13 protein-coding genes and 2 pseudogenes are annotated in these 18,575 nt (G+C 64.2%); 10 read left to right on the top strand and 5 right to left on the bottom strand.

The genetic code is table 11. From position 1 onward, the window contains the following. Window positions 1-97 precede the first annotated feature (97 nt). Entirely contained in the window at window positions 98-646 is a 549-nt protein-coding gene (locus tag ACOOHF_RS17745) for a hypothetical protein (protein ID WP_420462738.1), read from the bottom strand. Window positions 647-1,455: 809 nt separating this feature from the next. Here ACOOHF_RS17745 and ACOOHF_RS17740 point away from each other — a divergent pair. After that, the gene (locus ACOOHF_RS17740) at window positions 1,456-3,663 is read left to right on the top strand and encodes a hypothetical protein (RefSeq protein ID WP_420462737.1); all 2,208 of its coding nucleotides are present in this window, start codon (window positions 1,456-1,458) and stop codon (window positions 3,661-3,663) included. Between the two features lie 271 nt (window positions 3,664-3,934). Next, the gene (locus ACOOHF_RS17735; protein ID WP_420462736.1) at window positions 3,935-4,816 is read left to right on the top strand and encodes a DUF488 family protein; all 882 of its coding nucleotides are present in this window, start codon (window positions 3,935-3,937) and stop codon (window positions 4,814-4,816) included. Between the two features lie 99 nt (window positions 4,817-4,915). On the opposite strand, the gene ACOOHF_RS17730 is transcribed toward ACOOHF_RS17735, so the two are convergent. The 3 genes and pseudogenes from ACOOHF_RS17730 to ACOOHF_RS17720 all read right to left on the bottom strand — a co-directional run. Beyond that, on the bottom strand, window positions 4,916-5,788 hold the full coding sequence (locus ACOOHF_RS17730; RefSeq protein ID WP_420462735.1) for a hypothetical protein: 873 nt from the start codon (window positions 5,786-5,788) through the stop codon (window positions 4,916-4,918). Next, window positions 5,740-6,843, bottom strand: coding sequence for an HD domain-containing protein (locus ACOOHF_RS17725; RefSeq protein WP_420462734.1), 1,104 nt, complete (start codon window positions 6,841-6,843; stop codon window positions 5,740-5,742). Before ACOOHF_RS17725 ends, ACOOHF_RS17730 begins: the two co-directional genes overlap by 49 nt. Window positions 6,844-7,231: 388 nt before the next feature. After that, window positions 7,232-7,827 (bottom strand): annotated as a pseudogene (locus tag ACOOHF_RS17720) (integrase core domain-containing protein); the annotation flags it as partial. A 1-nt stretch (window position 7,828) separates the two neighbouring features. On the opposite strand from ACOOHF_RS17720, the pseudogene ACOOHF_RS17715 reads away from it, so the two are divergent. Beyond that, window positions 7,829-7,960, top strand: a pseudogene (locus tag ACOOHF_RS17715) (IS30 family transposase); the annotation flags it as partial. A 98-nt stretch (window positions 7,961-8,058) separates the two neighbouring features. On the opposite strand, the gene ACOOHF_RS17710 reads toward ACOOHF_RS17715, so the two are convergent. Then, entirely contained in the window at window positions 8,059-8,208 is a 150-nt protein-coding gene (locus ACOOHF_RS17710) for a hypothetical protein (RefSeq protein ID WP_420462733.1), read from the bottom strand. Window positions 8,209-8,852: 644 nt separating this feature from the next. Here ACOOHF_RS17710 and ACOOHF_RS17705 point away from each other — a divergent pair. From ACOOHF_RS17705 to ACOOHF_RS17675, 7 genes are all read left to right on the top strand, one after another. Beyond that, window positions 8,853-10,469, top strand: coding sequence for a hypothetical protein (locus ACOOHF_RS17705; protein ID WP_420462732.1), 1,617 nt, complete (start codon window positions 8,853-8,855; stop codon window positions 10,467-10,469). Next, on the top strand, window positions 10,466-11,218 hold the full coding sequence (locus ACOOHF_RS17700; RefSeq protein ID WP_420462731.1) for an iron-sulfur cluster loop: 753 nt from the start codon (window positions 10,466-10,468) through the stop codon (window positions 11,216-11,218). Before ACOOHF_RS17705 ends, ACOOHF_RS17700 begins: the two co-directional genes overlap by 4 nt. A 130-nt stretch (window positions 11,219-11,348) precedes the next feature. Further along, window positions 11,349-11,618, top strand: coding sequence for a hypothetical protein (locus ACOOHF_RS17695; RefSeq protein ID WP_420462730.1), 270 nt, complete (start codon window positions 11,349-11,351; stop codon window positions 11,616-11,618). A 4-nt stretch (window positions 11,619-11,622) separates the two neighbouring features. Further along, window positions 11,623-12,579, top strand: coding sequence for a hypothetical protein (locus tag ACOOHF_RS17690; protein WP_420462729.1), 957 nt, complete (start codon window positions 11,623-11,625; stop codon window positions 12,577-12,579). Between the two features lie 90 nt (window positions 12,580-12,669). Then, window positions 12,670-14,391, top strand: coding sequence for an ATP-binding protein (locus ACOOHF_RS17685; RefSeq protein ID WP_420462728.1), 1,722 nt, complete (start codon window positions 12,670-12,672; stop codon window positions 14,389-14,391). Window positions 14,392-14,490: 99 nt separating this feature from the next. Next, window positions 14,491-15,639: an exonuclease SbcCD subunit D gene (locus ACOOHF_RS17680; RefSeq protein ID WP_420462727.1), complete on the top strand. Its 1,149-nt coding sequence runs from the start codon at window positions 14,491-14,493 to the stop codon at window positions 15,637-15,639. Beyond that, window positions 15,636-18,542 carry an AAA family ATPase gene (locus ACOOHF_RS17675; protein WP_420462726.1) on the top strand — a complete coding sequence of 969 codons (2,907 nt, stop codon included), beginning with the start codon at window positions 15,636-15,638 and terminating at the stop codon, window positions 18,540-18,542. The genes ACOOHF_RS17680 and ACOOHF_RS17675 overlap by 4 nt, the downstream gene beginning before the upstream one ends. The last annotated feature ends 33 nt before the right edge of the window (window positions 18,543-18,575 follow it).

Raw genomic sequence — 18,575 nt, 5'->3', positions numbered from 1 at the left:
CCTGAGCAGCCCCGAACCCGCTCGAATCCGTTAGCGGTTCCGCCGGTCGGGTTCCTGCTGGATCAAGGCCACCATGCGGCGAAGGTCGCCGGGTTCACTACTGCTTCGCGCGTCTTCGGCTGGCCTTCAGGAAATCGTCGATGAGCGCCATCAACTCGTGGATCGTCGCCGATCCGCCGGCGATCAGCCCAGCCGTCAAGATGATGTCCGTGAACTGGAACACAGCTTGCTGGAACGGCGCCGCCGCGTCGCCGAACTCGAAGATCGGGCCAAGAAGCCGAACACCGGACAGAGATACCAGGATTCCCAGCGTCAAACCGACGAGAAGCGCCCGCTTCTGGGTGCCTCCCCTGTATTCCTGCAACTCGCTCTCGGCCGCCGCGCTGCCACTCTCTTCCGCCGCCCGCGCCTTCTCCTCGAGGCGAGTCTTCCCGCCCTGGCGCCACGCCTTGATGAGAACCTCGAGCGAGCGTTCGACGAACAGGGCAACGACGTAGAGGATGCCCAACTGCACGAGCGCGGTCAGAAACGGTCCTTCTCCCGCCTCTACCTCGACCGGCGTCAGGGAATCGCCCTGGACAACGACGACGACAGCCAGCGCCACGACCAGCAGGGCCACCCAGATCCGTCCGATGTTCCGTTCCATGCGCGTGCCTCCCGATGTCCCGGCGGTTCCTCCGACAGCCGCGCCGGATCATAAAGGTCCGCTCGGTGGCGCACCAACCATAGCGGCCCGGGTCACCAGTTCCTCGGGCCTTACGGGGAGGTCTCTTGGGGAATCCACGCACCGAGGCTTCCGCGTATTCGCCGAGACGAGCAGGCCGGACAGTCGCAGTTCCGTCCGCGACTCGGACCAACGTGGACCAAGCCATGAATGACGCCGTCCTCCCAATCGAAGTGTCGCACAAGCCTTGGGTTGTTCTCGTTTCCCGACTCGTCGAGGTAAAGCAGGTACATGGTGAAAACTCCGTGGTTGCGTAACCCGGCGACAGGTATTACAGGTGAGTTATGCGACCGGCGCGGTTGCCTTTAGCGACCCGACTGAACGGTTGCCTTCTTGGGGCGGCGGCTCTCTCATCGATGAGGGGTCGCCGCCCTTCTTGCGTCCCTGCCATGGGCACCCCCACGGCGTCGTCCGTGCAAGGGCTCTCCCAAGAGGTTCGAAAGGTCACTGAGAGGTTCCGCTCAGGTCCGGAAGGATAACCGTGTTCGACGCAACTCGGGAGGCCAACAGCCACGATCACTGATCGATCCGTGTCCAGCGCCCTTCAGGACTGCTCGCCCGCCGGTCGGCTTCGCTCGGTATCACCGGACGACTTCCCCCGGAACCGGTGGACGGCTTGGCTCGGAATCGGTGGACGACTTCGTCGAGCTTGCAGTGACGCGTTGCATGTGACCGACAGCGGCTCAAGATTCTTCATCCCTGTCACGCCCACCTGGAAACCAGCGCGGCCTATGAACGCCGTCAGGCGAAGACCACTTGAAGTCGCATCACGGCGCGTCGTACAGGACGCCAAGCTGGCCATACGGGACGTCTACGACGCGATTGTCGAACTGGTCACCAACTCCGACGACCGGTACCAGATTCTTGGCGAAAAGGGGCGCGTCGAGATCGAGCTCGGTAGACGCGGCAAGGGGCAGCCCTCGATTCTGCGGGTGCGCGACTTCGCCGACGGGATGACCACCGAACAGATGAACCGGAAGCTCGGGAGAATCGGTGGGCGGGTGAGTGGGATGGAGGTGGGCAAACCCGTCCGCGGTACGAATTCTCGGGGGGCCAAGGACATCGCGGCGCTCGGGACGGTGACCTTCGAGTCGATCGCGGGCGACGGCCGGATGCACACCTGCCGCATCTTTTCGAATCTGGAGTACGAGGCGGAAGACTCCCGCGAGATCCTGCCCGAGGTGCGCAAGCGGTTGGGCATCGGCCAAGGCACCGGCACGGTGGTCACCATCGAGATCGAACGGAACCACCGGATTCCGAAGATCGACACGCTCGTGCCGAACGTGGCGCGGCTGGTGCGTCTCCGTGACATCGTGTGGCAGGAACGAACGAGGCTTGTGGCGCGGGGGCTCAAGGCGGACGGGGACCGCGTGGTCGGCCTCCCCAGGCCCGCGGGCAGGAAGCGTGTCTCGAAGACGTTCGCCGTACCCGGATATCCCGGGGCAAAGGCGAAGCTTGTCGTCTTCAGAGCGCGAAAGCGCTTCAGCTCGGAGCGGAGCCGGTTCCGGCTCGGCGGCATTCTGGTCAAGTCACGGCATGCGATCCACGAGGCGACGCTCTTCGACCGCGGGCTGGAATGGGACCCCCACGCGCAGTGGTTCTTCGGCCGATTGACCTGCGAAGCGATCGACGACCTCTGGAACGAATACGACGAGCGCCAGGCGCGCGGCGACCCGCATCCGCCGGAGAACCCGGTCCCGATTCTCGATCCGTCACGCAAGACCGGGCTTACCCCGGATCATCCGTTCGTGGAGGCGCTCTACGCCAGGGCGCTTGCCATGCTCAGGCCCCTGGTCGAGGAGGAACGGACACGGGAGGAGCGAGAGAGAGCACGCAGCGTCGAGAGCCAGAAGACGCGCAAGCGGCTCGACGCGCTCGAGAAAGCCGCAAACCAGTTCATGGAGGACTTCTCGGACGAAGAGATGTCTCGCGACCCAAAGAGTAGAGAGAGGGGTAGCCAGTTCCAGATTCGCGGCTATTCGCTGACTCCGCAGTACGCGCAGGTCGTGCGAGGGCATTCCTTCAAGTGCTGGCTGACGGTGAGGTCGGAGGCGTTCCCCGAGATCGGCGAAGGCCAGCCGGTGCGGGTGCGGTGCCTGACGGACGAGATCCGGGCGGACGCGACCGGAGTGCCCCTGGCGAGGCTCGAGGCGCAGGAGGGCGTGTTGCGGGCGACCTGGTCGGTCAAGGGGCTGGAGGAGACGGTCGCGACCGGGCTCGAGGCGAGCGTCGGCCCCATCAAGGCGGAGTCGACGGTTGCGGTGCTCGCTTCGGAGGCGGACAGGTACTCGCAGGTCGCCGGACTACAGTTCGAACGGAAGAGCTATCGCATCCGCGGCGGCTCGCGCAGGAGCATCCGGCTACTCGCCCCCGTCGGGCTCGCGCGGGCGGCGGGCCGTGAGTTCGATCTTGAGCTGTCATCGGACGACTTCCGCATCTCGGGGCCGAGAAGGCTGGTCCTGAGCACCAGTCTCGGGATCGCCTTGTGCAAGCTCAAGGTGGCGTTACTGGACGACGAGGCCGCGCCAACCAAGGTGACTGCCCGCCTGGGAGAACACGAGGCCGAGACGGAACTCCGCGCCGCGCCCGCCGCGGGCTCGGGCATCGTGATCAAGCTGGAGGATGTGGATCATGGCGCGCTGCGCTACCGGTGGAACAGGAACGTGCTGGAAATCGGAGCACGCCACCCCTCGCTCAAGCGCTACCTGGGTCCGAAGTCGGAGCAGTATCCGGAGCAGGACGCCCTTCACTTCCGGGTGCTGCTGGCGGAGGTGGTGGCCGAGGCGCTGTGCGCGCGACGGCTGCAGGGGAACATTGACGCGAACCCGAGGGACTTCGAAGGAAGCTCGTGGGACGAGTACTATCGCCACTATGCGAGGATGATGTCAGAGTTCCTCCCCAAGGCGCACGGTCTGATGGCGCCCGGCGCCGATGCCTGACGCGGTCCCGCCTCGTCAGTCTTCCGCTCCGTAGTGGAACCGCAACTGTCGTTTGGCTAGGTTGCTCGCCATGCTCACAATTCCTGGCCGCTTTCCGTTCCTGCTTCGGTATGCACCGCCGTCCCCTTGTCGCGGTGCTCGAGCTCGGAGTGCATCCGGGTCCGGGGGGCACCTGATCCTCAACATCACGCACCAGGTGCCGGCCGCGATCCTTCGCGCCGGATACCGGTCGAGCAACCTAAGCGCCGTTGGTTGCGGATCATGATATCGCATGGGTGAGGAAGTCGGTGCGGCGGCAATCCCCCGGCTATTTCATCGTCAACGCGTCCTTCTCTCTCTCCTGCGCACCTTCGGAGGGAAGATGGGTGAGAGCGATGTCCAGCGGCTCCTCTTCGACTACGGTCGCCGGTGTCGGGAGCGCGGCATCGATCCGCCATATGACTTCATCGCCGGCGAGCACATGCCGCGTTCCTTCACCGCCGTAGCCGACCGGGACAAACTCGCGTCCCGTGGTATCCTCGTCTCCGGTGCCTGGCATCTCACGCCGGAAGGCCATCGGCTCGCCGGTAATCTCAAGAACCGCGACGTATTCGTTCTTGCGGCTCGTCTCCGGAGCCGAGGCGGCGATCCTGGAGCTGGCGGGAATCGCCGACCGCCGGTTGCCCATCACGACCGCAACGAAGCTGCGCGAGACAACGCCCACCCCAAGGGCGGCCTTCTCGCGACGATCGGTTACGAGGGACGAAGTTACGAAGCCTACTTCAACGAACTCCTCCGGTCTGGAATCTCGCGCCTCTGCGACGTGCGCCGGAACCCGCTCAGTCGCAAGTGGGGATTCTCGAAGCGACTCCTCTCGCAAGGCTGCGACGAGCTGGGCATCCGGTATGAGCCGTTCCGGGAACTCGGCATCGAATCCGGGGCGCGCGCGAACCTCGGCGACCGCGCAGCGTACGAGCGTCTCTTTGCCCAGTACGAAGCCACGACCCTGCCTCGATGTCGGGACGCCGTGGCCAGAATCACAGGGTGGATCGACGCCGGAGAAGGCGTGGCGATCACCTGCTACGAACGCGATTCCGGGGACTGTCACCGTTCCCGTCTCGCCGGGGCCATCGTCGCGACCGCCGCCCGGCCTCTGCGGCCGAAGCACCTGTAGGCGGCACAATGACGAAAGACCGCATCCTCGTGACCGTCAAGACCTACCCCGAGCTGTCGAAGACATACGGAGAGACAGTATGCACGGTCCGCACGACACCTACAGAAGAAGTGCTCGGATCGTAGGATTGTCGCCTGTGAAGTGCCCCTGCAATAGACAGCGGAGCCTGTCCCTGAATTGCCCCGCCTTCTTACTCATGTCCACGAAGTGTTGGCCGTCCGGGCCCTCGCTATCGAGGGAGTCGCGGATGCTAGGCGTGTCTAGCGCCTCCAAGAACTCGGCATAGAGATCAAGCACCGGTGCCGCCCCGTCTCCTACGACGGACCGGATGCGATTGATCGGATACCGCTGGAAAAGTGAGCGCAGGCTTTCGAGCTTTGCCTCGTAAGAGAGACCGTGTCCCTGTCCGATCGCTAGCACGCCAGACGCGTAGAGCAGCATCCTCGAGAAGCGGAGCTTTATGAGACGGGTTTCCCGTACCTTGTTTTCGGCGTAGGCTTTGTACTCAAGATCGATGCAGATGGTTCGCCAATAGCGGATGATATCGTTCAACAAGAACATGCATATCTTGTCTTCTCCTAGTCTGTCATAGAGATATCTTTTCAGCAAACTGTCTCTGACATCATGGAAGGCTGATTCATTGAAAACCCACTCGCCTTCGAGAAGAAGGAGCATCCTCCTCGTGAGTGTTTCATTGTTGTCGCCCGGGCCGCCGATTTCGCAGATCTCGTCGGTAGGAAGAGGGGTCTCGAAAATGCCGTTACTTGCTGGAAGTTCCATGTTGAGGTCCGCTTTCACGATCTCTCGGAAGACGGCTTGCTCATCCTTCAGAAGTGAAGCGTCAGCGTTGGCCGCGAGGAAGAAGAAATCGACATCCGAACCTGTCGTAGCTTCTCTGCGCGCATAGCTTCCATTGATTCCGATCAGGAAGCTCGAGTCGTTGCCGAATCGGCCCCGAGCGGCCTCGCGCATCTTCTTGATGCCGCAGTCGGAGCGGATCTGGCAAGCATGGAGAACTCTCCCTGCACGATTTGATAGCTGCAATTTGTCGGATCCCCTGTTGGAATAAGATCTATAAGTGGTATGTTATGACATGTCTTGTTCTGACCATAACGGAAGATGAGATCGGCCGATGTCTTCAGTGCGACGGATGTGTTACAGAAGAATGTACGCCTCGGAACGTCAACCTCATGGCTGAGGATAGGATGAGAAAGCTCCCTTCGCAAGGTACGAGGAGACCGCCTGGCGCGGTCAAGTAACGTGAATAGTCGCCGTTTGCCACGCCGCAACTGCTCCTCATCCCTGAGAAAGTCACTCGGCACGAAATCGTCAATGTCTTGGGTTACGACGGCTTGGGCGAGGCCATCGTATAGGAGACCCAGCCGATTGTGAATGGCGGAGTTGTACATCTGGTGCTTGAGCTGCCAAAAGGAGTCGAGCGTGCGGATCGGAGGCGTATCGGTTTCGGACATGGTCTGCACGATCCGTTCAGCGGACTGGACGTCCGGCCTCGTTCGTAGGAAGAATGAGCGGCATCTTGTGACACCATCGATGGTGTCGAGGTTGATGGGACTGGAGAAGAGAAAGGCGTGCCGCCCACGGTGAGTGCCCTCGATCATTGCGATGATTTCGTCGGGATCGAGACGGTGACGTGTTAGTGCCTTGAGGATCTCGCGCCCCAGCGACGATTCTCCACGAATGATCTCGAAGCCGGCCTTGTGATGCGTGATGCCGAACTGACGTTTGAAGATTGGCTCGAGCGTGTGGGAGAGCGGTCCGTGACCGACATCGTGAAGCAGCCCGGCTACCGCGAGAACTCGGGTGTCGTGCCGGGATAGGCCTCGGTTCTTGGCGTAGAGAAGCGCCAATCGCGCTACGCCGACGCTGTGGTCGTGTCGGGTATGCCAGTTCCGGGACTGGATGCGGTCGACCGCCCCCAAGAATCCGATCCGTGTGAGCCGCTGGACGGGGCGGGATCGAGTCAACTCCCGAAGAAGCGGATCCTCGAACGCGTACCGTGTGTTCATCGGCCGTCGGAATGAGGAGGGGGCTGCCATATCCGGAAACAGCGGTAGGCCACGCCCGCCAGCCGTGTCCACCGACAGTCCCGAACTCACCATGCAATGATTCCTTTCTTTCTTCCTTTGTCGCATGTACGATAGCCCGCCCGGAGCCTGACCGGCAACGTATTCTTTTCAATTCAAGAGTTGTCGGCAGAGCCCGATCCGGCCTTGCAAGATATCGAAGCGTCACGCCGTCCGCCGGAAATCGTGGGTTTGCGTGAGGCTCGGGTGCTGCCGTCGCGCGTCGTACCAGCCCACGGAAGTTCGGGCTGGCTCTTACCGTACGGCGGCGTTACGGTGCCAACCATGACAGGCAAGCCTGATTCACCTTGAGATCCGGCACGGATCCGCGTTAGGGACACAGACACGCCTCCTTTCCGGCTGACTTCTTCCGGCTCCTGGGCTTGCGGATCCCTTTCTTGAAGACCTGATACGGCGTCCGCCCCTCCATGCCGCGGCCGCGGTGGGGACGGTTCCGGTTGTAGGTCTCGATGAAGGCGTCCAGATCCTTCTGCATCTCGCTGACGGACTCGTACCAGGTCGTGCGCCCCTTCACCCTCGGGTGCTCGTCCAGCAGCGTCCGGTGGAAGCGCCGATAAACCCGTTCGACTGGGGACGGCCCACCTGCGTCGCTCGATCGCCTCGAGCTGCAGGAACAGCTCGCAGGGGCGCGGGTCCCCGCGCGGCCGCAGAACTCGCGCCCGTTGTCGCTCAAAACCGTCTCGACCTTCACGGCGTGCTCCTCGAAGAAGGGCAGCACGTGGTTGTTCAGGATCTGAACCGCCGTCACCGGCATCTTCGAGGTGTACAGCCGCGCCCACACGTAACGGCTGAAGCAGTCCAGCACCGTCTGGGTGTAGACCTTGCCCACCCCTTCAGCATGCCCGCGAAGAAGGTGTCCGCGGCCACGAGTTCGCCCGTCCTGTTTACCTCTATGTGACGCTCCCGTACCGATCTCTCCGCCCACTTACAGGCTGACCTCAATGCCGTCGCCCGGCAGCTCAACGGCCGCCCTCGACAAATCCTCGGGTGGATGAAGCCATGTGAAGTTTTCGCCAGGACTGTTGCGTTCGCCGGTTGAGATCGCCGGGGCAACTCCATGGCCCACAACCAATACGTGATTGAGGCACCACGCACGCTGGGTGAGGGTTGTGCACGTCATCGGCTCCGTCGATCAGGTCACAGGGGGGATGTCCACGCCCTCCAGGGCGCCAGCGGCCATCTTGAGGAGTTCGGGGAGGTGCGCCTCAAGGGCAGGTCCCACAGCCGGTGCAGCCGCGCCACCACCTTCCGGTTCACCCGGTATCCGTGCGTCTCCCTGAGTTCCACCGCGGCCCGCCGGTACCCGTAACTCCGGGTGCGCCTCGGCGATCGCCTTCAGCGGCGCCTCCAGGTGCGCGTACTTCTCCGCGTAGGAGACACGCGTCCGGGTGTGGTGGTGCCACGTCGAGCGCGCCAGCTCCACCGCCCGCAGCGACGGCCCCAGGCCGTACGCCTCGCGCGCTCCGGAGACGAGCGCCACCTTCTCAGCCACCGTCACAAAAGTGGGGTGTCCAAGATCTGGGGGTCATATCCGATCGTCTGGTCGCTCCAGACCAGGCCGTGCCACCTCGCCCCGAATTACGCCGCCTCTCGGCGCAGGATCGATGCGGATAGCTAACGCTAGCTGCTAACGGACGGGGTCTCTGAGAAAACCGGGGGTGGTTCGTTTACTCGCTACTACTTGTGCCCTCTGGCCGTGCGCCGCGAAGAGAGGGGATCGCGAAAGGAAGGTCGCTGCGGCCGGGAGAAGTCGCGCCCCCGGCGGGGTCGGAGCGCTCGACCGGGGCTGAGGACGAGCATGGGCTGGTGTAGCCGGAGGTGCTCGTGGTACTCTCGCAGCCGGGTGGCGACGGTTCGTGCGGACCCCGTCGCGGATGCACTCGGACGGACCCTGTCGCGTCAGTGCCGGGAAGGACTCACGAGGTAACTCCATGAACAATCCCAAGCCTTCGCGGTCGATGCTGACTCACCTGTCCTGGCGGTTCCATCCGCGTATGGAAGAGCTCGCCGTGGCGGCGCTGGCGTACATCCTCGAGCACTACCCCGACTCGCGACGGGGGCTGAACGAAGTGCTGCAGGGGGTGGTGTCTGGAATGGAGTTGTCCGACGAACCGTTCCAGCCCGAGGTCGCTGCTCCGGACGGGACGCGAGTTGACTTGGTGCAGGAAGCTGATGGTGAGGAACGGCTCTTCATCGAAGCCAAGTTTCATGCGCCCCTGACTCAGCATCAGCCGGTTGACTATCTGAAGCGGCTGCCAGCGGAGGGCGTCTCCGTGCTTATGTTTCTGGCCCCATCCTGGCGGGTGAAGAAACTTTGGTCGCAGTTGCTTCGCAAGATTCGCAAAGTGGGCATGCGGCCCTCCGCTGAGGCCCCCCCACTCGCCTCGATCGACGGGACGGGCAAACATCTCCTCGTCACGGACTGGACGACGTTGTTGGGGAGCATGGAGGCACGGCTGGAGGGCTCCGAATCCGGTCTTGCGGACCTCCGCCAACTCATGGGGCTGGTGCGGTTCGCCGAGGCACGAGAACGCAAGTCTCCGCACGCCGGCGAGGAACTTGTCAAGGAGGTCATCGCGATCGGCGAAGCGGCGGGCTGGCTCGACACCAAGACCGAGAAGGGGAGGCTGCAGACGAGACGGCGCCTGTACGGCTACGGGCGGTACGTGTGGCTGGGTCGCCGCGCCAGACTGGGCACATCGGTGGGCTTCAATACCGACCTTCATGAGGAGTTCAAAACCACGCCGCTATGGGTTCGCTTCAAGAGATGGCGGCCTCCTTACAATTGGGGCTGGACTAAGCACACCGTCCCGACGCTGAAGGATCGCATGTCCCCGCACGTGAAGCATGTCGGCAAGGTGCTGTGGGTGGGGGTCGTCCCGGAGGAGGATTGGGATCCCGCCAGCTACGCGGCCGAGTTGGAACGGATCGCCGAGATCGTGGACGAGGCTTCCGAGCCGCTCTCACCCGCCGACGTCTTGGAAGAAGTCGGCCGCTCGTACGATCAGCCCGTGATGAACAACGTCCACCGCTCCGAGTACGTCGAGGCGATTGTGGCTCTCGCGCTCAGGGACAGCGGCTGGACGCGCAAGGCTCCTTGGGACGCATGGGACTTAGAGCACAAGTCGGGAGTGCGGCTGGAGGTCAAGCAGTCCGCGGCGGCACAGTCGTGGGGGAGCGGCGAGACTCAGAGGCCCCCGCGCTTCGATATCGCTTCCCGAACGGGGTACTGGGACGACAAGGAGGGAAGCTGGGTCCCGCAACCCGGACGTCATGCGAACGTCTATGTGTTCGCCTGGCACGGAGAATCGCGGGAGACGCCAGACCAACGGGACCCCATCAGCTGGGAGTTCTACGCGGTCCCGGAGCGCGATCTGCCCTCGCAGAAGACCATCGGCTTAACTGCGATCCGGGACTTGGCGTCTCGATGCGATGTCGAAGGTCTCCCGTCCGCCGTTGACGAGGTCTCCAAACAGCTCTCTGGCCCCCCAGGAGGCTACGAAGCGCGCATGGCGCCGGACCGACGGAACCGAGATGCTCGAGAATGAATGATCCCATCGAGGTACTGAACCGACTCAAGCAACGCGCCAAGCTACCGGCAAATCGAGAGATCAAGGGGATCGACATCGATCCCCCGGCAGCGGCGCTCGTGCATGACCTTGATCATCGGCCGCATGCCTTCCTGCTCGGATGTATCGCCGACCGCCAGATCCTCGCGAGCCGTGCCTGGGAGCTTCCTTGGCACCTCAGTCAGAGGATCGGCGGGTTCGGAATCGATCGGCTGCGCCATTTGTCGCCGGAGGAATGGTCGGCCGCGATGTCGCGTCCCACGCCGCTACACCGTTTCCACAAGACGATGGCCGAAAACCTTAGGTTGGCGATCGAGTTAGTTTGCGACCGGTACGATGGCGATGCCGCGCGCATCTGGAACGATGGTTCCAGTAGTTGGGAGGCGCTGAGGCGGTTTCGGGAGTTTCGTGGCGTCGGGGTCAAGATCGCGAACATGGCGGTGAACATCCTCGTGCGTGACTTCGGCGTCACGTTCGCGAGTCTCACGGCGCTGGATGTCGCCCCCGACGTTCAGGTTCGACGAGTCTTCGCTCGGCTGGGTCTCGTGCACCCGGAGCCATCGCGGGAAGACGTGATGTATCGGGCCCGCGAGTTGAACCCTGAGTGGCCGGGATTGCTCGATTGGCCGGTGTGGGAGATCGGGAAACAGTGGTGTCACGCCCCCGCCCCTGCGTGCCATGCCTGTCCGATGGAGTCGGTATGCCCGACGGTCGGGGAGCGGCTCTAACTGACAGCTTCGGAATAGGCGGACCCGAGAATGGAAGGACGACGAGATTACGTGCATGCTGCATCTGGGACTCGGCACCCCATAGGAACGACGTGCGTTTCCGAATGAACAAGAACCCGCGAGGGGGGAGATGGGTGAGACAAGGGGCGACGCCCGGTGCTGCGATTGGTGCCGCGAGTCGGGCACGATAGAGCGCGAGTTATACGAGGCGTTCGACACGCTGACCAAGGTTACGGACATCGTGACGCGCCATGCGGGCGGGCGAGCGAACGAGGCGGACGTTCAAGGGTGGGTTGACACGGTGCGGGATCTTGCCGGAAGTCTTGCGTGGTTCGCGGATGCCCCGTTCGAGGAATGGCCGGAAGTGGCCATGAGGATAGCCAAACCTTCAAGCGTCTAGCCGAATGCCACGCCTGAGAGTCGATCCGTGGGATCCCGAGTATGGGGGCTCCGTTGAATTCGAGGAGCTGGCTCCGGCGTCCGTGGACCTTGACGTGGAGACCGACCGGTGGGAAGCCCGGGTCCCGCAGGCGGTGGCCCGCTTGCCGAGATGCGCCTTCGTCGACGGGGTTCGGCGGATCGACCTGCGACTCTACGCGGAAGAAGCCGAGTTGGTCGCCCCGGCGCTCGCGGGATCCTGGGCGGTGGGCTCGGCCTGGGCCGCGGAGCCTCCCACGATCGACCAGGTAGAGGTGGGAAGAGCGTTGGTCGTGGGAGGCGGGCTGCGCCATCCGGATCTCGTGGCGAGGATCGGAGGGCAGTCTCTGCAATATCCCTGCCGGAGTGTCTCAGGTCGATCTCCGGTTGATCCGATCCAGGGTCTTCAGAACCAGATGCGAGAAGCGGAGGCGAATCTCGCCAGTCGTATCTTCGGATCGGGTGAGGCGGAGTTGCTGATCCTCGACGGACCGCTCACTTATTTCTCCGTGGCGGGACCGGTCGTCGGATTGATTAAGCGCCAGTCGAGAGCCTACCTGCCGCAGGAACGATCGGGCATGCTGGGGACGCTTGCTCCCGGGACGCGTACCCCCCTCTTTGGGATCGTCGGTCAGCAGTTGAGCCGATACTCGTGGTACGTTCGGATTGCGTCGGGGCGACCGATTGACGGAGTGATGACGGGGATCGTACGTCTCGAAGTGTCAGCGGAGTCGGAGGTTGAAGAAGCCGTCCAGCTTGCCGACCTAACCGCGGCGATCCTCCCCCGGTTCGCCTCACGCATCGGGCGGGATCCGCGTGCGCCCCAGAACCTCTACCCGGTAGGGAGACTCGAATCCGTGTTGCGCCACCGGCTCGGCGACCCCCTACTGCTTCGGCGATCCCTCGAAGCCGCGGTGTGGCGGGAGAGCGGTCCGGCAGCTTGACCTTCGCGTGTCGTCGAATGCTTGCCGAAATCCAGAGGTGAGAGCCGACACACAGGTGCGACGGATTCACTGAAAGGCGGCCCCAGGAACATGTCCGAGCAGGAGAGCCAACCCGTCGGCGTCGTACTGGGCACTGAGCCCTCGACGCCGCTCAAGTGGTGGATCGCGATCCGTCCCCAGGCATACGTGCAACTCGACGACGTGGTGTTGGTCCGCACCCAGGTTCCGGGCGTCGGAGAAGTGCGCCTCTCCGGTGTCGTGGAAATGGTCCGTTCGCAGCACGAGGGGAGCCGGTTCGAGAGCGATGTCTTTCTATCCGAGGCGGGAGTCTTGCCTCTCCAGGTGGCGAGTTCGGCCCGGGTCGTCACCACCCGGGTCGAGCCCGAGATATGGGTGCCGCCGTCACCGGGCGAGGAAGTCGTGCGCGTGCGGGGCGAGGAACGCGACGAGGCGCTTCACTTCGACTCCATGGAGAAAACGCTCATCGCGGGGCAATCCCGGGATCGTCTGCCCGTGTACCTCGACCTCTCGTTCCTGGACGGACAACGCGGGGCACACGTCAACATTTCCGGCGTCTCCGGCGTGGCCACGAAGACGACCTACGCGAGCTTCCTTCTCTACACCCTCTTTCACTCGGACGTGCTCGGGCGCGAGGCCGCGAACACGAAGGCGCTGGTCTTCAACGTCAAGGGGGAGGACCTGCTCTTCCTGGACCAACCCAATCGGAAGCTGGACGAATCCGCGCGCGAGCGGTACAGAGCGCTGGGTCTCGAGCCCGGTCCATTCCGCTCGGTGGGGATCTGGGCCCCGGCCCGCCGGGAGAGCGGGGAGCCCGTGCCGGATACCGGCAGCAGGCAGAAAGGGGTCCGGCCGTATTTCTGGACCGTGCGCGATGTCGTCCGGGGTGAATTGCTCAGGTTCATGTTTGCCGAAGCCGGAGATGAACGGAGCCAGATCGCCGATATCGTCGCACGCGTGGAAGCGGGCCTCGCGCGGGAGGCGGAGGACGTTCCGGACAGCCCGTCCACCGTGCGCTTCACCGACGACGATGGGGGTTCGCGCCATATCAGGTCGTTTGCGGCGCTCTGTGACCTCATCGAGCAACGGCTCTCGACCGACGGGTCGAACTGGGCGGGATACGCGGCGCCGGGGACGGTGGCCGCCTTCCTGCGCCGGCTGCAGAGCGCGCGGTTCCACTGCGGGCACCTGATCAGGGGCGACGAGACGCCCGACCCGGAAAAACACCGCATCGATTGGGAAGGCAAGCAGGTCTCGGTCATCGACATCCACAACCTGCACGACCGAGCGAAGCGGTTCGTCGTCGGTGTCGTGGTGAAGCGACTCTTCGAGCAGAAGGAAGCCGCCGGCACGGCGCGTCCCCTCGTTTTCCTGGTTCTCGACGAGTTGAACAAGTACGCGCCCCGCGACGGCTGGTCGCCCATCAAGGAAGTCCTCCTCGACATCTCCGAGCGGGGGCGGAGCCTGGGCGTGATCCTGATCGGAGCCCAGCAGACCGCCAGCGAGATCGAGCGCCGCATCGTGGCCAACGCGGCGATCCGCGTCGTGGGGCGGCTGGATCCGGCTGAAGCGGCTCGTGCAGAGTACGGGTTCCTCACCGAGACGGCCCGCCAGCGGGCGGTACTCTTGAAGCCAGGTACGATGCTCTTGCAGCAGCCGCACCTCCCCCTGCCGCTCGAGGTCACCTTTCCGTTCCCGTCCTGGGCCACGCGCTCGAGTGAGGCAGGATCCGTGTCGGAAACGCAGGATCCGTTCGCGAGATTCGAGCGACCGAAGCCCGAAGACGATGCATGAGGGGTCGTCAGGGACGGGAGGACTGAACGAGCCGTTACACCATCGAGATTCCGCCCATCAGATCGCCGCGATGGCCCACCCTTGGAAGAGACTCTGCAGATGAAGATCCTTCACACATCGGATTGGCATGTAGGGAAGACGCTTGCCCGCCGCTCACGGCTCGACGAAGCCCGGGAGGTGCTCACCGAGATCGTGGATATCGCGGAACGCGAGGCGGTTGATGCCGTGCTCGTGTGCGGGGATGTCTTCGACCACATAGCCCCATCAGCTGCAGCGGAGAAGATCGTCTACGATACCCTGGTGGAGATGGAGCGCCGGGAGATTCCAGTCCTCCTCGTTCCCGGGAACCATGATCATGCGCGGCGATGGAGGGCGTTGGAGCCTCTCTTGAGGCGCTTCATGGTCCGCGTGGTGCCGGAGGTGCGCCGGCCGGACGCCGGCGGGATAGTCCGGATCGGGGCCCGCGACAACTCCACGGAACTTCAGGTCGCGGTTCTCCCCTGGGTCTTCGAGCGGCAACTCTTCGGGGCGCGCGAACTCATGGGGTTTCCGGGGGAGGCCTTCCAGAGCTACGCGGAGGAGATGAGGCTACTCATCGAAAAGCTCTGCGAGCCCCTGGACCCCTCCACCTGCACCGCTTTCGCGGGCCATCTCTTCGTCTCGGGAGCCAGACCCGGCGAGGGACAACGACAGCTTACGATCGGGCATCTCTTCGCCATCACGCCCCAGGCGCTACCCGAGGTGCAGTACGCGGCCCTGGGGCACGTTCACCGTCCGCAGCGGGTCCCGGGTTCGTTACGTCCCGCATACTACTCCGGATCTCCGCTCCAGCTCGATTTCGGGGAGGTCGAACAGCAGAAATCCGTCAACATCGTCGAACTCAAGCCAGGGCAGCCGGCGGAGGTCCGGACCGAGCCCATAACCGGCGGGCGGCGTCTGCGCGATGTGAGCGGAACCTACGAAGAAATCGATGCACAAAAAGATGCGCTGGGAGATGCCTTCCTGCGCGTCAACCTCAAGTGCGGAGGGCCGTTTCCGGGACTCGGGGACCAGGTGAGGGCGCTGCTCCCCAACGCGCTCGAGGTGCGGCTGGACTATCCGCGTGAGGAAACGCAGACGGAGACCAGAATCCGTGGACTCACGCCCCGCGAGCAATACGCTCACTACCTGAGAGAAAAACAGGGAGCCGACCCCGATCGGGACGAACTGGATCTGTTCGAATCGCTCCTGATGGAGGTGGCGCGATGAGGCCCGTCCGTTTGCTCGTGGAAGGCTTTACTTCGTTCCGGAAGCCTCAAGAGATCGACTTCCGGGAGTTGGATCTGTTCGTCATCACGGGGCCCACCGGATCCGGCAAGACGAGCATCCTGGACGCGGTCACCCTGGCCCTGTACGGGATGGTGCCGCGTGCCGGTAAACAGGACCTGAAGGAACTGATCTCGCTCGGGGCTTCGCAGGTCAAGGTCCAGTTGGATTTTCGAGTAGCGGGCACCGACTACCGAGTGGCCCGCAAGATCCCCAGACGGGGGGCGCAGTCCGCTACGTTCGAACGGATGGAGGGTGACACCGCCGTTCCCGAGGTGGAGCGTGGCGGAGTGATGGCCGTGAACGACCGCGTGGTCGAGATTCTCGGCCTCGATTACCAGTCGTTCACGACGGCCGTGCTACTCCCCCAGGGCGACTTCGCAACGTTCCTCAAGGGGAACGTAAACGAGCGGCGCAACATCCTCATCCGCCTATTGGACCTGGACCGATTCCGGCGCGCGGGGAAGCTCGCGCGGCAAGAGGCGAGCGACCTCCGTACTGCGGTCGGGGCTGTCGAGGAACTGCTCGTCCAGGAGTACGGAGACGCCACGAGCGAGGCGCTGGGGGAGACCCGGACAAGAGCCCGCGATGCGGAAGAAGCGGCGGGCACCGTGGAGGCGGCGTACGGCGAGGCCCGGAGCAGCCTTGCCGAGCGAGAGAAGATCAGCGCCGGCTGCCGCGATTGCCGAGATCTGGTCGCCAGCCTGGAGGCTCAGGAAGCACAGCTCGACGAGGCGGCTTCCGGCTTGAGAGAACAGAGCGTCCGCGACGCGGAGACCGGGGCCGCGCTCGATGCTGCGGAACGCGCGCGGTCCGAGGCGCAGGAGGCACGGCGTCGGGCACGGGAGGTGTGGGATGAGACTGCGGCGGAGACGGGAGGGGAAGGGGTGTTGGCGACGCTCAAGGCGGACGCCAAGTCGCTGAGGGAAGCGGACAAGGAGATTGAACGCCGCTCCACAGAACTCAAGCAGAACGATGAGGCTCGGGGTGAGGCCGCGTCGCGGGCTGAGCAGCTGCGGGCGAGGCAAGAGTCCGTAGCCACCGCCGAGGCGGAGGCGACCCAGGCTCACGAGGCGGCCATCGAGGCGCGGAGATCCGCCGAGGAAGCACTCAGGATTGCGGAGCGCGCGGAGGAGCTAAGCCGGGATCACAACGCGAAGGTGGCGCGACTCGACGCGCTTCGCGACCAGGTGGCGGAGGCCGAAGCCCGGTGCAAGGAGGCGATCAAGAACCGGGACCAGCAAGAGGTCGAGCTCCGGGCCGTCGAGACCGAACACCGCGCGGCGGGGCTGAGGACGCACCTCCGCCACGGCGACGAGTGCCCCGTTTGCGGTGCGTCCGTCGAGGAACTCCCGACGACGGACGCTGAGATCGAATCGGTGCTCACCGCGCATGATTCCGCGGTCCGAGAGGCACGAGAGCTGGTGGTCGCCATCGAAAGGGAGCTTTCTGCTCTGCGAGCGAAGTTCGAGGAGGGCGAGGCCGCCGCGAAAGCCCTTGAACGACAATTACGAGAGCTGGAAGACCCGCTGGCACTTGGGGACGCCAGGGCGGAAGGAACGAATGCCGCCGAGGTCGAGAAGGAAGCCAAGGAGCGCCGGGAGACCGAGAAAAGCCGCGCGAGAGCGATCCTGGACGAGGTTGCCGCGTCAAAGGCCGCACTGGCTGCGCTCGAAGCCACCCGAGTGGAAGCCGAAAAGGCGCGCGACTTGGCGTGGGAGCGGGTGGAGGCCGCCAATCAACGGCTGAGCGATGGTCTCGGTGACCCACTCCCGGAACCGGTCGAAGAGGCGATTGAGGCGCGGCGTCAGCGGCTGCAAGAAGCGACCGAGGCACGAAGTGCGGCTGAAACCGCTTGCGAGACGGCCGAAGAAGCATACCGGGAGGCGGCCGAGGCGCGGAGGTCCGTGACGGAAGATCTGGCCGAACTCGACCGGCAGCGTGCCCATCATCGAACGCTGCTTGGGGAGCGCAACGAGCAACTCGGTCGTCTGTCCGTCGAGGCTCCAGCCCCTCCCGTGCCTGCCGATTCCGAGGGCCCGGAAGCGGAGACCACGAAGCTCAAGGTGTACACCGGTACCCTGCGCGAAGCCGCCGGCCGGAGAGCTGCGGAATTGGAGAATGAACTCGATACGCTCGACGCCTCGATTCGAAGCCACGCCTCGACGGCCGGGGTCGATGCGGCGCCGCTGGACGCCGTCGCCGCTACCGCTGCGCTCGAGAAGGCCGCCCACGAGGCCCGTCGGCTCGCCGATCAGTGCGCACACGAGATCGCGGTACTTGAGAGACGGATCGAGCGTAAGGCGAACATGGAAGCGGAAATCGAGGAGAAGCGCGGCCGTATGCGCCGGTACGAGAAGGTCGCCAACGAATTGAAGACCGACAGATTCATCGGCTTCCTCCTCGACGAGAGCATCGAGGATCTCGCGCTGCGGGCGTCAAACGAACTCCGGCAGATCTCGGCCGGGCAGTACAGTCTCGCGTCATCCAGGAACAACTTCTCGGTCGTGGACCACGCCAACGCGGACGAGCGCCGGAGTGTGGTGACGCTCTCGGGCGGCGAGACGTTCCTCGCGTCGCTTGCCCTCGCCCTCGCCCTGGCGCATGGCATCGCCGACATCGCTGGACACTCGGCGGGGGCCCGTCTCGACGCGATGTTCATCGACGAGGGTTTCGGCACGCTGGATCCCGAGAGCCTCGACCAGGCCGTCGAAGCGTTGGAACGGCTCCGCGATGGGGAGCGGATGGTGGGCATCATTACGCACGTGCCCACCTTGGCCGAACGCATCCCCGATGGCCTCAGCGTAGAGCGGAAAGTGGGCGGGACGACCGTGGGTGTGCGGTAGGTGCCCTGAGCTGCGTCATCGTGATTCGTCTTG

This window comes from Candidatus Palauibacter sp., from assembly GCF_965216145.1.
Classification (GTDB): domain Bacteria; phylum Gemmatimonadota; class Gemmatimonadetes; order Palauibacterales; family Palauibacteraceae; genus Palauibacter.
This window is presented reverse-complemented; position numbering and strand designations above follow the sequence as displayed.

Excerpts from the sequence above, each read along its gene's own strand:
- ACOOHF_RS17745 (WP_420462738.1), bottom strand. The coding sequence starts at position 646 with ATGGAACGGAACATCGGACGGATCTGGGTGGCCCTGCTGGTCGTGGCG.
- ACOOHF_RS17740 (WP_420462737.1), top strand. The coding sequence starts at position 1,456 with ATGAACGCCGTCAGGCGAAGACCACTTGAAGTCGCATCACGGCGCGTC.
- ACOOHF_RS17735 (WP_420462736.1), top strand. The coding sequence starts at position 3,935 with ATGGGTGAGGAAGTCGGTGCGGCGGCAATCCCCCGGCTATTTCATCGT.
- ACOOHF_RS17730 (WP_420462735.1), bottom strand. The coding sequence starts at position 5,788 with ATGCGCGAGGCCGCTCGGGGCCGATTCGGCAACGACTCGAGCTTCCTG.
- ACOOHF_RS17725 (WP_420462734.1), bottom strand. The coding sequence starts at position 6,843 with ATGAACACACGGTACGCGTTCGAGGATCCGCTTCTTCGGGAGTTGACT.
- ACOOHF_RS17705 (WP_420462732.1), top strand. The coding sequence starts at position 8,853 with ATGAACAATCCCAAGCCTTCGCGGTCGATGCTGACTCACCTGTCCTGG.
- ACOOHF_RS17700 (WP_420462731.1), top strand. The coding sequence starts at position 10,466 with ATGAATGATCCCATCGAGGTACTGAACCGACTCAAGCAACGCGCCAAG.
- ACOOHF_RS17695 (WP_420462730.1), top strand. The coding sequence starts at position 11,349 with ATGGGTGAGACAAGGGGCGACGCCCGGTGCTGCGATTGGTGCCGCGAG.
- ACOOHF_RS17690 (WP_420462729.1), top strand. The coding sequence starts at position 11,623 with ATGCCACGCCTGAGAGTCGATCCGTGGGATCCCGAGTATGGGGGCTCC.
- ACOOHF_RS17685 (WP_420462728.1), top strand. The coding sequence starts at position 12,670 with ATGTCCGAGCAGGAGAGCCAACCCGTCGGCGTCGTACTGGGCACTGAG.
- ACOOHF_RS17680 (WP_420462727.1), top strand. The coding sequence starts at position 14,491 with ATGAAGATCCTTCACACATCGGATTGGCATGTAGGGAAGACGCTTGCC.
- ACOOHF_RS17675 (WP_420462726.1), top strand. The coding sequence starts at position 15,636 with ATGAGGCCCGTCCGTTTGCTCGTGGAAGGCTTTACTTCGTTCCGGAAG.